The sequence below is a fragment of the Bacillus sp. FSL R9-9497 genome (assembly GCF_038005805.1).
Lineage (GTDB): Bacteria > Bacillota > Bacilli > Bacillales > Bacillaceae_G > Bacillus_A > Bacillus_A cereus.
Map to the genome: position 1 here is coordinate 4,892,014 of NZ_JBBOTY010000001.1, position 13,528 is coordinate 4,905,541.

Genomic DNA, 13,528 nt, shown 5'->3' on the forward strand with positions numbered 1-13,528 from the left:
ATGTGTTTCCGTATTTGCTATGATAGTTGCTTCCACTTCGTTCCCAAAACAGGACGCTCATAATTTTGGATTGCATGAATTAGTTTATCTGCTGTCTCTGCTGAAACGATCAATTCTTTATTTGATGGATTCATAAATCCTTCTTCCGCTGCACGTTCAACCATTTGCAAAATTGGTCCGTAAAAACCTTTTATGTTTAATAAACCAACCGGCTTATTATGTATACCAATTTGTGACCAACATACAACTTCAAATAGTTCTTCAAACGTTCCGTATCCGCCTGGAAGCGCAATAAAAGCATCTGCAAGCTCTGCCATTTTCGCTTTACGTTCATGCATCGTCTCTACTTCAATTAATTCTGTTAATCCTGTATGCACAATTTCTCCTCGGAATAGACCGCGTGGCATAACACCTGTTACACGTCCACCTAAACGAAGAACTTCGTTTGCTACTTCTCCCATTAATCCGACACATGAACCACCGTATACGAGCTCATAGTCGTTCTCAACAAACATTTTACCTAACTGAATTGCCTGCTCTTTAAATTCTGGTCTCTCCCCTAAATTAGAACCTGCAAACACACAAATCTTTCTCATCCCTACACCCCGAAACTATATATTGTTATGATACAATGAACATTGTACAACATATTGAGGAGATGAGGAAGAAATGGATATCGTTGCATTTCAAAGATGGGTTGAGGAATTTTACGAAAAACGAAGCTGGTCACAGTATAATGCCTTTATTCGCTTAAATTTCTTAACCGAGGAAGTTGGGGAAGTTTCACGAGTCGTTCGTGCTATTGAAATTGGCCGCGATCGCCCTGATGAAGATGCGAAAACAGAAGAAGAGCTAAAACAAGAACTAAAAGAAGAACTTGGCGATGTACTATCTAACCTTATTATTCTTTCGCAAAAATATGATTTAGACTTACAAGACATTATGGACGCACACGTCACAAAGCTTTCGAAAAGGTTCGAAGTATCTAAATGAGAATATTATCAATTATGGTATAATATTCTTGTCACAATACTAAGGGGGATTTTATGTTATCAAAAAAATTGCACGACGCATTAAATGAACAAATGAACTTTGAATTTTACTCTGCCCATGCTTATATGGCAATGGCTGCTTACTGTACATCTGAGAGCTATGATGGATTCGCTAACTTTTTCCTTGTACAAGCTGAAGAAGAACGTTTCCACGCAATGAAGCTTTACAACTATATTAATGACCGCGGAGAGCGCGCTATTATTACTGGATTTGATAATCCAAATAACGAATACGAATCTGTATTAAACGCTTTTGAAGTCGCACTTGAGCACGAGCGTGAAGTAACGAAACGTATTTATAACTTATCTGATATCGCTTGGGACGAGCGTGAACATGCAACAATTACATTCTTAAAATGGTTCGTTGACGAACAAGTTGAAGAAGAAGCTTCATTCGATAGCATCATTCAAAAATTAAAACGTATTACAAGCGATTCAAACGCACTGTTTATGCTAGATGCTGAATTAGAGAAACGTACATTTACGCCTCCAGCTGAATAATATTTCAATCACCTTAATACATGTATTAAGGTGATTTTTTTGTTTGCTCTCTATCTTAAAATCACCTTAAATTTCCTCATATTTGACATAGTGCCAGCTATAAAATGGTATTATTTTCAATATAAAAACGAATATACGAGGAGAGGAAAAATGAATCAACGTGTAGAAGCTGTTGATGCAATTCGTGGTTTCGCTTTGTTTGGCATTTTACTAGTCAATATGACATTAATTCAATTCGGGTTCTTCACCAGTGAAAAACCAACTTATCTATTCGGCGATCTTGATAAAGGCGCTAATTGGTTTATTCAATTCTTCGGTACACATAACTTTATATCCCTATTTTCTTTTCTATTTGGGCTTAGCATTATTTTGTTACAAAAAAGTATTATCGCAAAAGGAAAAAAATTCTTCCCCACATACATAAGACGTATTATCATTCTTTTACTACTAGGCTACATTCACGGCACTTTTGTTTGGGAGGGCGATATTTTATTTGCATACGGAATAATCGGGATTTTCTTAATGATGTTCATCAATCGAAAACCGAAAACTTTGCTCATTTGGGCGATTATTCTACTCGCACTTATTACACTTATGTCTTATCAAACTGATCCATCTACAAATATAGATGATTTTGCACCTTATACTGAAAAAGAACATAAAGTCCATCAAACTGGAAGCTATATGGATCACGTCAACTTTAGATTGACTGAAAATCCTTTTGATTACATGGGAATTGACGGTGCATTCGGATTATTTTTCATATCAGTTTTCGCAATAATTTTTATGTGTCCACTGTTCCTATTCGGAATGTATGTAGGGAAAAAAGGCTGGCTATTTGAGGTCAATAAACATATACATGCTGTCAAAAAAATATGGTTTGCCACCGGTCTCTTCTCTTTTACAATTAAAATCTTAGCTATGTTTGTAAAGCACCCGCTTTTAATTATGTTACAAGATGGCCTTACACCAGTAACTATGACCTTCTTTTACGGAAGCACAATCATTTTATTATTCCATTACAAAAAAGCAACCCGTCTACTAACATACATGGCGAACATAGGGAAAATGTCCGTTAGTAATTACTTAGCACAATCTATTATCGTAACAACCATTTTTTACGCATATGGATTTGGCTTATACGGGAAAATTGGCTATTTCTTCGGTATTCTTTTAACCATCGGAATTTATACGATTCAATTATTCGTTAGCACCTATTGGCTCCAAAAATACCGGATGGGGCCAGTGGAATATGTGTGGAGACTGGGAACTTATTTAGAGAAACCACGTTTTAAAAGAGACTTGGATAAAGCAAGTTAAACAAAAAAAGCAATGAGCCTACGCTCATTGCTTTTCTTAATTTATTAAAGCATAACCCCAACGATAATCGCTGATAATATACTTACTAACGTTGCACCGTATACAAGTTTTAAACCGAATGATGATACAACGTTTGCTTGTTTGCCATCGATACTCTTCGTTGCACCTGCGATAATTCCGATAGATGAGAAGTTCGCAAATGATACAAGGAAGATAGATAAAATACCTACTGTACGAGCTGATAAATCACCAGCTACTTTACCAAGGTCAAGCATTGCAACGAATTCGTTCGTTACTAATTTTGTTGCCATAATTTGTCCTGCTTGTAGCATCTCTGATGTTGGAATACCCATTACGAATGCTAATGGTGAGAAGATATATCCTAAAATGCTTTGGAATGTGATTCCGAAAATTGAATCGAATACACCGTTAATTGCTGTAATTAATGCTACGAAACCGATTAACATCGCCGCTACTGTTACAGCGATTGAGAAACCAAGCATAATATATTCGCCTAACATTTCAAAGAATGTTTGTTTCTTGTCTTCTTGTAATTCTAAAATATCGTCTTCTTCTTTTACTTCATATGGATTAATGATATGAACGATAATGAATCCACTGAATAAGTTTAATACAAGTGCTGTTACTACATATTTTGGATCAATCATTTTCATATAAGAACCGACGATTGACATCGATACTGTAGACATTGAAGATGCACAAAGTGTGTATAAACGATTTTTCGGTAATTTGCTTAGTTGATCTTTTACTGTAATGAATACTTCCCCTTGACCAACGATTGCAGCTGCTACCGCATTATATGATTCTAGTTTTCCTAAACCGTTAACTTTACTTAATAGGAAACCGACTGCACGAATGATAATCGGTAAAACTTTAATATGTTGCAGAATCCCGATTAATACTGCTAAGAAAATAATCGGTAATAATACTGTTAAGAAGAATGGTGCTTGTCCATCATTTGCTAGACCACCAAATACGAAATTAACCCCAGCTTCCGCAAATTTTAAAATAGCGCCAAATCCATCTGCGATCCCTTTTACTAATACGAATCCGACCTTTGTATTTAGTAAGAAATACGCAAGTACCAATTGAATGACAAGCATAAGTGCAATTGGTTTATATTTAATTTTCTTACGATCTGAACTGATAAGGAAACCTAGTACAAACACTACAAGTAAACCGACTAGAAACATTACGAACTTCATATGTGAATCCTCCACTTCTCCCACGAGTTATTAGTCGTATAACGTATAACGAATGACGTCTGACCATTGTTGTTAAAAAAATTTTAAACCCCTAAAACTATTCAACTGTCATCTAAAATCAGTAAGCGTTTACATAAATTGCAATTTATAAAAGGTAGCTTCTTCTCTCCTACCATAATTGAAAGTCTGAAATTGATACCACCTACAAATCAAATTGTAAGCGTTATCTAGACGAAATGCAATATAAATTTTAAAAGATTTTTATATGTTAATATATTCCTAATTAATTGGTTTTTTCATGCAAATTTACCATAAAAATAGCCCTAGCTATGAGCTAGGACCATCCTTTTTCACCCCGATTGGTGAGGGCTAATAATGATCGTGGGATAAAGCCACCCCACTGATTAAAGTTTCACTTTATAACATAACACCAACGATAATCGCTGATAGAATACTTACTAATGTCGCACCGTACACAAGGCGTAGACCGAATGATGATACAACATTTGATTGATTTTCATCGATACCTTTCGTTGCACCTGCGATAATTCCGATAGATGAGAAGTTCGCAAATGATACAAGGAATACAGAAAGGATACCAACTGTACGAGCCGATAAATCACCAGCTACTTTTCCAAGATCAAGCATCGCAACAAACTCGTTTGATACTAATTTTGTTGCCATAATTTGTCCCGCTGTTACCATCTCAGCTTGAGGGATACCCATTACGAATGCTAATGGTGAGAAAATATATCCTAAAATAGCTTGGAATGTAATACCGAACATTGAATCAAACAAGCTATTAATTGCTGTAATTAATGCTACGAAACCAAGTAACATAGCTGCTACTGTAATCGCAATCGTGAAACCAAGCATAATGTACTCGCTTAGCATTTCAAAGAATGATTGTTTTTTCTTATTTTCTAATTTTAGTGTATCTTCTTCTTCTGTAATATCGTACGGGTTAATAATATGAATGATAATGAAACCACTAAATAAATTTAATACAAGTGCTGTTACTACATATTTCGGTTCGATCATTTTCATATAAGAACCAACGATTGACATCGACACTGTCGACATAGAAGATGCACATAATGTATATAAACGATGTTTTGGGATTTTACTTAATTGATCTTTTACTGTAATAAATACTTCTGCTTGTCCAACAATGGCAGCTGCTACTGCATTATATGATTCTAGTTTTCCTAGACCATTTACTTTACTTAACAACGTACCAATAGCACGAATGAATATCGGTAAAATTTTAAAGTGTTGCAGAATTCCGATTAAAACCGCAAAGAATACGATTGGTAATAGCGCTGTTAAGAAGAATGAAACCTCTCCTTTATTAACAAGACCACCAAATACGAAAACGATTCCAGCTTCCGCATATCCAAGAAGTGCGCCAAATCCATCTGAAATTCCTTTTACTAAAATATAACCAACTTGCGTATTTAATAAGAAATAAGATAATGCTAACTGAATAATAAGCATAATTGCGATTGGTTTATACTTAATCTTCTTTCGATCGGCACTTATAAGAAAACCGAGTACAAATACAACGAGTAATCCTACAAGGAACATAACAAACTTCATTAATAAAATCCTCCATTTAACTCTTCATTAACGTTGAACGTCTGACCACTCAAAACAAGAAATAATCCGAACTTTCCATTTCTCCTCCGAAAACTTAAATCGGATCGAAAAGACCATAAAACCTCTTATTTCAAAGGCATTTTCCATTCTAACATAAATTCTAATTCATATCTGCACTTTTCTAAAAAAAATTACATTTTATTATAAAACCTTCGTTAATGTTCGTCTTTTACCATCCGCTAATGTCCGGATAAAACAAAAAATGGGCATCAAGTTTCACTTGATGCCCATCTCATTATACTGCTTTTTCTTTATCAGCTACTGCTGACTTATCCCAGCACTCTGTATTTTTCAAACCTGGAATAGAATCCGCATAGAATACCGGATCTTTTCCTTGTTTCTTTTGCTTTACGTAATCTGATAATGCCGCAAAAGCATACTTAGAAAGGAATACAATCGCCACTAAGTTAATAACAGCCATAATACCCATGAATAAATCTGCTACATCCCAAACGATTTGAATTGTCGCTACAGATCCTAACATAACCATACCAAGTACAGCAATGCGGTACGCTGTTAATAGCACTTTACTTCCATTTAAGAATTCAATATTTGTTTCACCATAGTAGTAGTTACCTACTAATGAACTAAATGCAAACAAGAAGATTGCAACTGCTACAAATATAGAAGCCCATGGACCGATATGTTGACTTAACGCCTGCTGCGTTAATTGAATTCCATTTAAATCAGCTGCATTATGCACATCTGATAAAAGAATAATAAATGCTGTACAACTACAAATTAATAATGTATCTGTAAATACCCCTAAAGTTTGAATGAAACCTTGTTTAACTGGATGGGTTACGTTTGCAGTCGCAGCTGCGTTCGGCGCACTACCCATACCTGCTTCATTTGAGAATAACCCACGTTTTACCCCTAGTAAAATCGCGGCTCCTAGTCCCCCACCTACTACTTCTTTAATTCCGAAAGCATGTAAGAAAATCTCTTTAAATACATACGGAATTGCCGTAATGTTTGTCACAACAACGAATAATGCCACTGCTACATAAATAATTGCCATTACTGGAACAATCATTTCAACCGCGCGTGCAATTCGTTTTACTCCACCGAAAATAATAACTGCAAGTAAACCAGCCATAACAAGACCGACTAATCTACTATCTGTTTTGAATGCCCCATCAAAAGCTGCTGCTACAGTATTAGACTGTACAGCATTAAAAATCAATCCGAAACTTACTGTTATTAGAACAGAGAACACAACACCTAACCAGCGTTTATTTAAACCCTTTTCCATATAATACGCTGGGCCCCCACGGAATGCATTCCCATCTTTCACTTTATAAATTTGCGCTAATGTGCTCTCTACAAATGCAGAAGCACCCCCAATTACCGCGATTAACCACATCCAAAATACTGCTCCTGGACCACCCGCTGAAATTGCGATAGCTACACCAGCTAAGTTACCAGTACCTACACGAGAAGCTGTACTCATACAAAATGCTTGGAATGATGATACTCCACTCTTCTCTTTTTGTGCTTTCCTCGTTTTCGAGCTTGCTCCATCCCCAAGTAATCGAATCATTTCACCGAAGTAACGAACTTGGACAAATTTCACACGAAATGAAAAATAGAGCCCTAACCCAATTAACATCGCAATAATGACATATGACCAAAGGATATTATTTACATCCCCAATTACCCTAGCTAAAAAATCCATATTTGCATTGCCCCCTCTTCCTAACAATAAGAAAATTATATTCTAAAAACTTTTAGTAATCAAGAACTTTATGTTAGGTTTTATGACATGAGTACGTTAATTACCTTAACATACGTGTTTTTTTCATAAAAATATAGCTATTACATGCATTTATCCAATACTCAATCTCTTATCCTCTTCGACCGGCCATACTTTTAAAACAGTACGTTCCCCACAAATAACGAGAGGAACAAACAAAAAGTTATATTAATAATTACCCCTCACCCTTTTCATCATTTACTACAACAAAAAAGGCGAGCATCAAATTTACCTCGATGCTCGCCTTTTCAATTACACTGCTTTTTCTTTATCTGTTACCACTGGCTTATCCCAGCACTCTGTATTCGTTAAACCAGGAATAGAATCTGCACTGAAGACTGGATCTTTCCCTTGTTTCTTTTGCCTTACATAGTCTGTTAATGCCGCGTACGCAAATCGGCCAAGAAGTGTAATCGCAATTAAGTTCGTTATTACCATTAGACCCATAAATAAGTCTGCCATATTCCATACAACTTGAAGCGTTGCTACGGAACCGAATAATACCATTCCAACTACCGCAATACGGTAAATTGTTAACCACGTTTTGCTTTGCTTAATAAATTCAATATTCGTTTCACCATAGTAGTAGTTTCCTAGAAGCGAACTGAAAGCAAATAAGAAAATAATAATCGCTAAGAAGCTACTTGCCCACGGGCCAATTTGTGAACTTAATGCATTTTGTGTTAATTCAATACCTTCTAAGTTCGTTGCTTTATATGCACCAGAACATAGTACGATAAATGCTGTTGATGTACATACTAAGAATGTATCTACTAAAACACCAATTGTTTGAATAAAACCTTGTTTAGCTGGATGCGTTACATCAGCCGTCGCTGCCGCGTTTGGTGCACTACCCATACCTGCTTCATTCGCAAATAATCCGCGCTGAATACCATATTTCATCGCAGCACCGATACCACCGCCTACAGCTGAATCTAAACCGAATGCACCTTTAAAGATTTCTGTAAACACATCTGGTAGTAAATAGAAGTTTTTAATAACAACAAAAATCGCTACCGCAATATAAAGAATTGCCATTGGTGGAACAATCATTTCCGACATACGCGCGATACTTTTTACACCACCAAAAATAATAACCGCAACTAATACTGCTAATACAATCCCAACAACGTAACGCTCAATACCAAATGCATTTTTAAACGCTAATGTAACTGTATTTGCTTGTACTGAGTTGAAAATTAAACCGTAACTAATTGTAATCAGAATAGAGAACCAAATCCCCATCCAACGTTTATTTAAACCTTTTTCCATATAATAAGCAGGACCACCACGGAATCCACTGCCATCTTTTATTTTATAAATTTGTGCAAGCGTACTTTCGACGAAACTTGAAGAAGCCCCGATAATCGCAATCACCCACATCCAAAATACTGCTCCAGGTCCTCCCATAGAAATAGCTAACGCTACACCAGCTAAGTTACCGATACCAATACGAGCTGCAGAACTCATACAAAATGCTTGGAAAGAAGATACACTGCCTTTTTTACGCGTCTTTCCAGTTAACCCATCACTCATTAAACGAATCATTTCCCCTAAATGAGTAATTTGTACGAATTTCAATTTAATAGAAAAATAAAGACCTAAACCAATTAACATTGCAATAAGAATATATGACCAAAGAATTGTATTCGTTGACGAAACGAATTGTTCCAAAATATTCATACAATTAACCCCTCCTTTTCTCCATAAAACGAATTATATTTAAAAAACATTCAAAAATCAACATTTTTCGACAATTTGCAATTTCCAAATATTAGACAGGATCGCAGTAATAATACCTTTATGACTACCCTCCCTCTAACTGTGCATACTAAGACAAAAAATAAATTCACAAACAACCCTATTGACAAAAACACCAACCTGTAACTATAATGATTACATCAGGTTGTAACAAACCTAATTACAACGTATTCATTTACTTTCAGATATACACTTTAACAAAACACTTTGGAGGAATTTATTATGAAAATCGGAATCATCGGAGCAACTGGTAAAGCAGGAAGTCGTATTTTAAAAGAAGCATTAGATCGCGGACATGAAGTAACTGCAATCGTAAGAAACGCTGCAAAAATTACAGAAGAAAACGTAAAAGTTTTAGAGAAAGATGTATTCTCTCTTACATCTAACGACTTGCAAGCATTCGATGTCGTTGTAAATGCATTCGGTGCTCCAGCAGGCGAAGAACACCTTCACGTAGATGCAGGAAACGTACTAATTGAAGCTATGAAAGGTGCCCCTAACACAAAATTACTTGTAGTTGGCGGCGCTGGAAGCTTATTTGTAGACGAAGAAAAAACAACACGTGTATTTGATACACCAGGTTTCCCGAGCGAATACCTTGCAACAGCTCAAAACCAAGGTAAAAACTTAGAAATCTTAAAGCAAACAAATGATATCACTTGGACATTCATCAGCCCTTCTGCACTATTCGCATTAGGAAAACGCACTGGTTCTTACAAAGCTGGCAAAGACAACCTTCTTGTTAACGCAAAAGGTGATAGCTACGTAAGTTACGAAGACTTCGCAGTTGCAGCACTTGATGAAATCGAAAATCCAAAACATGTAAACGAACGCTTCACAGTTGTTTCTGAAGCTGAATAATAGAAAAAGCTCGTAAAACATAATGTTTTACGAGCTTTTTTTATTATTGCACTTGCTCTAAACCATTTGGAGTAATCTTAAAGGAAATTTCTTTAAACTTTTTCTTATCTCCTTTTCCAACTAACTCACTATTTTTATACCAATTCAAACGATCTGATTCCGCATGATACACTTTCACTACGTCACCATACTCGAACGCCATGCCATTTACTTGTTCTGCAAAATTCTGCGAAGTTTCTTGTCCTTCTGCGGTTACATGCTTTTTCTCAGTTCCATTTTGATCATATAGGGTAATTCCCATATATAATTCATTTTTAAAGTAACTATGAATTTGTTCATTTGTATGCGTTACATGTAGCTTCTTATCTTCATGATTAAACGTTACAATAGAACGAATATCATCACCCAGCCCTTGGTATACAAGACTATCTCCATACGTTACTGTTAGAGGAATTTCTGTCACTTGCTTATTTCCAAACATATCTTTCGTTTCTATTTTTACTTTTTGTTCACCGATTTTTGTTGTATTTGGCTTTTCTACAAACCCGATTACTTCTCCGTCTTTCACTTGGACGAACTCTTTTGCATGTAATTTTTCAACGTCTGTTCCGATTACTACTTTTTGTGGCACTGCTTTTACTTCTTGCAACATATCCATTCTCTCAAAGCCTTTTTCTGTTACTTTGAAGAATAGTTCTTTTGCCCCTTTTTTCTCACCTTGACCAGTAAGTGTATTATTTTGATACCATTTCAAACGAATCGGTTCTGCGTGGAATACTTTCACTACATCTCCATACTCGAACTGCATACCATTCACTTGCTTCGCAAAGCTCTCTGATGTTTCTTGTCCCTCTGCTGTTACATGTTTTTTCTCTTTTCCTTCTCCATCGTATAACGTAATCCCCATGTATAGCTCTTTATTAAAATACTCATGAATTTCGCTATCCATATCAGTTGCATGGAATCTCTTCTCTTCGTGCTTTAAAGTTACAATTGAAGCAATATCATTTCCATATCCTGCATATGCAATGCTATCTCCATAAACCACTTCTAATGGTACTTCTGTTACTTGCTTATTTCCAAAACGATCTTTCGTTTCTACTTTGGCTGTTTGTTTTCCGATTTTCGTTGTAGTTGGCTTTTCTACAAAGCCAATTACTTCTCCGTCTTTCACTTCAACAAAGTTTTTCGCTTCTAGCTTTTCTGCTTCTGTTCCGACTACTACTGTTTGTGGCTTTGCTGTTACTTCTTGCAATGATTTTAATCTCTCAAATCCATTTTCAGTAATTTTGAAGAATAATTCTTTTATTTCTTTATTTTTTCCTTCTCCCACATATAAACCTTTTTGATACCAATGTAAACGTGAAGACTCTGCATGGTATACTTTCACCACATCTCCATATTCAAATGCTAACCCATTTAATTCCTTGGCAAGAACTTCTGTATTTTCCAAGCCTTTTACCGCTACATTTTTCTTCTCTCTTCCTTCTTTATCGTACAGTGTGAACTCAAAATACTTTTCATCTTTAAAGTAATCATGAATTAAATTTTTTGTATCTGTTGCACTAAATTTTTTTGTACCATGATGTAGAGTTACGGTTGACTTCAAATCTCCCTCCCTAGTATAGTTCAATCCATATACAAGTAGGCTATCCCCATATCCAACATTCACTACAACTGGAATAAAATTTTTATTCCCTTTTCTATCTACAATTTCTACTTTTACAGTTTTTTCTCCAACTTCAGGCTTATCTTGCATAATCACACCTGTTGTCTTTACACCTTCTCCTAAATTCTGTACAAGTTCCTTTGCTTTTTTCTCATCATGTGTAGTACCGATTACTACATTTTGTATTTTTTCATTATTTGGCTCGCCATATGGAACTTCATATAACTCAGTTTGTTTTTCACGAATTGGATTGCTATCTGTAGATAACCATATTTCTTTTTCTAATTTTGGTAAATTTAATTTTTCAATCTTTTCTCTCGTAGCATCATTTGCAAATAATCCCCATTTATCAAAGAAAGGAATTAAATTTTGTCCTGCCACTTTTGACGTCATATAAATAAACATCTGCTTTTTCTCTTCATCAGATTTAGGCAGTTCTGTGTCATGTAACAAACGATACATTTGATGTAAATTCGGATAGAATTGATCCCCATAAGCTAAATGTAACTGCCAAAACATAACTAATTTCTCAAATACATCCATCTTTTCTTGTGCATCCGGTTTACCTAAATAAGCAAATGCAGCTTCATAGCGCCCCTCTTGCTCTAACCTTGTTTTATGCCCGAATGTAGTTTGAACTGCCAAAGAATAAATATTAACGGTTACTTCTCCAAGTCCATCCCATAACCAAGTGTCTTGTTGATGTTGATGTCCAACTTCATGCCAAGGCCCCCATCCATCATTAGTTAACTCTTCTAGATTTAGTACTGACTCTAAATTGCCTTTACTATAAGCTGTTCGATAATAAGTCGCATACATATAATCGTCTGTATACCAGTCTTCAACAAAATGAATGGAATGTTTACCTTGATTCGCAACACCCGCACCATCTTTTGATAAACCTGATATCTTATGTTCTATATTAATTATTTCATCGTGCTTCTTTAATAACTCAGCTGGATCTTCTTGCTTCAAATGTTCCGCCACAGTTTCAGGATGCATAGTTAATAAACTATTTTCTCCCTTCATTTCTATTGCATATGAATCAGGATTCTCTGCCAACATACGCTTCCAATCTTTTGTCGTATGCTTTCCTAAAATAAATAAAGGATTTGATGTACCACCTTTTTTCACTTTAGCCACTACTTCTCCTGTGTTGTGATAATTATAAAAGTATAATAGCCCCCCATTTGGAGAAGAAATTTTATTCTCACCAGAATTTAAGTTGAATTGTTTAGGTTCTTCTTTTTCATAAGAATATGTACCAATATAAGCTTTAATCTGTTGAGTCCCTTCTACTTGAATAACTACTTCTTCACCTGGCTTTACATAAATGCCAGTTGGTTCATAAGGAGAAAAACTCATTCGACGCTGATGCAACTCACGCATCCCTTCTACATCACCTTTTGGCAGCAATTGATACACTCGCTCTTCTTGCTGTTTCTCCTTATCTTCAATCGTCATCTCTGCATACACCTTAGGTAATTCAAGTCCATATGGCGTCAATAACGTAGCTAAACAAACACTAGCTACTAATACCCTACTCGTCTTTTTCTTCGACATAATCTGTGTCCCCTGTTCCTTTATTTAGATAAACTATCCTATATATTCATCTAATAAGTAATCCTATTATTTCTATAAAAACATTTAATGAATGGACTAACACCTCGCGCATCTGTATATATTACTACCGCATTTCTCTCCATACATTCGCTTTCTTACA

At 35.6% G+C, this 13,528-nt stretch carries 10 protein-coding genes; 4 read left to right on the plus strand and 6 right to left on the minus strand.

All coding sequences use genetic code 11. The annotated features are described in order from the left end of the window. Positions 1 to 17 precede the first annotated feature (17 nt). A complete protein-coding gene (locus MKY21_RS25380; RefSeq protein WP_001225751.1) occupies positions 18 to 596 on the minus strand; it encodes an LOG family protein in 579 nt (192 codons plus the stop codon). 73 nt (positions 597 to 669) lie between these two features. Between MKY21_RS25380 and MKY21_RS25385 the strand changes: the two genes are divergently transcribed. The 3 genes from MKY21_RS25385 (at position 670) to MKY21_RS25395 (ending at position 2,873) form a co-directional block, all read left to right on the plus strand. After that, entirely contained in the window at positions 670 to 993 is a 324-nt protein-coding gene (locus tag MKY21_RS25385; protein WP_000355749.1) for a MazG nucleotide pyrophosphohydrolase domain-containing protein, read from the plus strand. Between the two features lie 53 nt (positions 994 to 1,046). Beyond that, a complete protein-coding gene (locus MKY21_RS25390) occupies positions 1,047 to 1,553 on the plus strand; it encodes a ferritin (RefSeq protein ID WP_000949406.1) in 507 nt (168 codons plus the stop codon). Between the two features lie 150 nt (positions 1,554 to 1,703). Beyond that, positions 1,704 to 2,873, plus strand: a complete 1,170-nt coding sequence (locus tag MKY21_RS25395; RefSeq protein WP_061664385.1) for a DUF418 domain-containing protein — start codon at positions 1,704 to 1,706, stop codon at positions 2,871 to 2,873. A gap of 44 nt (positions 2,874 to 2,917) precedes the next feature. Here the strand turns inward: MKY21_RS25395 and MKY21_RS25400 are convergent, their stop codons facing one another. The 4 genes from MKY21_RS25400 to MKY21_RS25415 all read right to left on the minus strand — a co-directional run bounded on the left by MKY21_RS25400 (position 2,918) and on the right by MKY21_RS25415 (position 9,197). Then, complete coding sequence (locus MKY21_RS25400) at positions 2,918 to 4,099, minus strand: NupC/NupG family nucleoside CNT transporter (protein WP_000673874.1); 1,182 nt, start codon at positions 4,097 to 4,099, stop codon at positions 2,918 to 2,920. 417 nt (positions 4,100 to 4,516) lie between these two features. Continuing rightward, the gene (locus MKY21_RS25405; protein ID WP_000673839.1) at positions 4,517 to 5,698 is read right to left on the minus strand and encodes a NupC/NupG family nucleoside CNT transporter; all 1,182 of its coding nucleotides are present in this window, start codon (positions 5,696 to 5,698) and stop codon (positions 4,517 to 4,519) included. Positions 5,699 to 5,993: 295 nt separating this feature from the next. Continuing rightward, the gene (locus tag MKY21_RS25410) at positions 5,994 to 7,436 is read right to left on the minus strand and encodes an alanine/glycine:cation symporter family protein (protein ID WP_000346415.1); all 1,443 of its coding nucleotides are present in this window, start codon (positions 7,434 to 7,436) and stop codon (positions 5,994 to 5,996) included. Positions 7,437 to 7,766: 330 nt separating this feature from the next. Beyond that, positions 7,767 to 9,197 carry an alanine/glycine:cation symporter family protein gene (locus MKY21_RS25415; RefSeq protein WP_001022939.1) on the minus strand — a complete coding sequence of 477 codons (1,431 nt, stop codon included), beginning with the start codon at positions 9,195 to 9,197 and terminating at the stop codon, positions 7,767 to 7,769. 300 nt (positions 9,198 to 9,497) lie between these two features. Between MKY21_RS25415 and MKY21_RS25420 the strand changes: the two genes are divergently transcribed. Beyond that, entirely contained in the window at positions 9,498 to 10,136 is a 639-nt protein-coding gene (locus MKY21_RS25420; protein WP_086392864.1) for an NAD(P)-dependent oxidoreductase, read from the plus strand. 43 nt (positions 10,137 to 10,179) lie between these two features. On the opposite strand, the gene MKY21_RS25425 is transcribed toward MKY21_RS25420, so the two are convergent. Next, complete coding sequence (locus MKY21_RS25425; protein ID WP_341077616.1) at positions 10,180 to 13,368, minus strand: putative mucin/carbohydrate-binding domain-containing protein; 3,189 nt, start codon at positions 13,366 to 13,368, stop codon at positions 10,180 to 10,182. Positions 13,369 to 13,528 lie beyond the last annotated feature (160 nt).

Excerpts from the sequence above, each read along its gene's own strand:
- MKY21_RS25385 (WP_000355749.1), top strand. The coding sequence starts at position 670 with ATGGATATCGTTGCATTTCAAAGATGGGTTGAGGAATTTTACGAAAAA.
- MKY21_RS25380 (WP_001225751.1), bottom strand. The coding sequence starts at position 596 with ATGAGAAAGATTTGTGTGTTTGCAGGTTCTAATTTAGGGGAGAGACCA.
- MKY21_RS25420 (WP_086392864.1), top strand. The coding sequence starts at position 9,498 with ATGAAAATCGGAATCATCGGAGCAACTGGTAAAGCAGGAAGTCGTATT.
- MKY21_RS25405 (WP_000673839.1), bottom strand. The coding sequence starts at position 5,698 with ATGAAGTTTGTTATGTTCCTTGTAGGATTACTCGTTGTATTTGTACTC.
- MKY21_RS25415 (WP_001022939.1), bottom strand. The coding sequence starts at position 9,197 with ATGAATATTTTGGAACAATTCGTTTCGTCAACGAATACAATTCTTTGG.
- MKY21_RS25390 (WP_000949406.1), top strand. The coding sequence starts at position 1,047 with ATGTTATCAAAAAAATTGCACGACGCATTAAATGAACAAATGAACTTT.
- MKY21_RS25395 (WP_061664385.1), top strand. The coding sequence starts at position 1,704 with ATGAATCAACGTGTAGAAGCTGTTGATGCAATTCGTGGTTTCGCTTTG.
- MKY21_RS25410 (WP_000346415.1), bottom strand. The coding sequence starts at position 7,436 with ATGGATTTTTTAGCTAGGGTAATTGGGGATGTAAATAATATCCTTTGG.
- MKY21_RS25425 (WP_341077616.1), bottom strand. The coding sequence starts at position 13,368 with ATGTCGAAGAAAAAGACGAGTAGGGTATTAGTAGCTAGTGTTTGTTTA.
- MKY21_RS25400 (WP_000673874.1), bottom strand. The coding sequence starts at position 4,099 with ATGAAGTTCGTAATGTTTCTAGTCGGTTTACTTGTAGTGTTTGTACTA.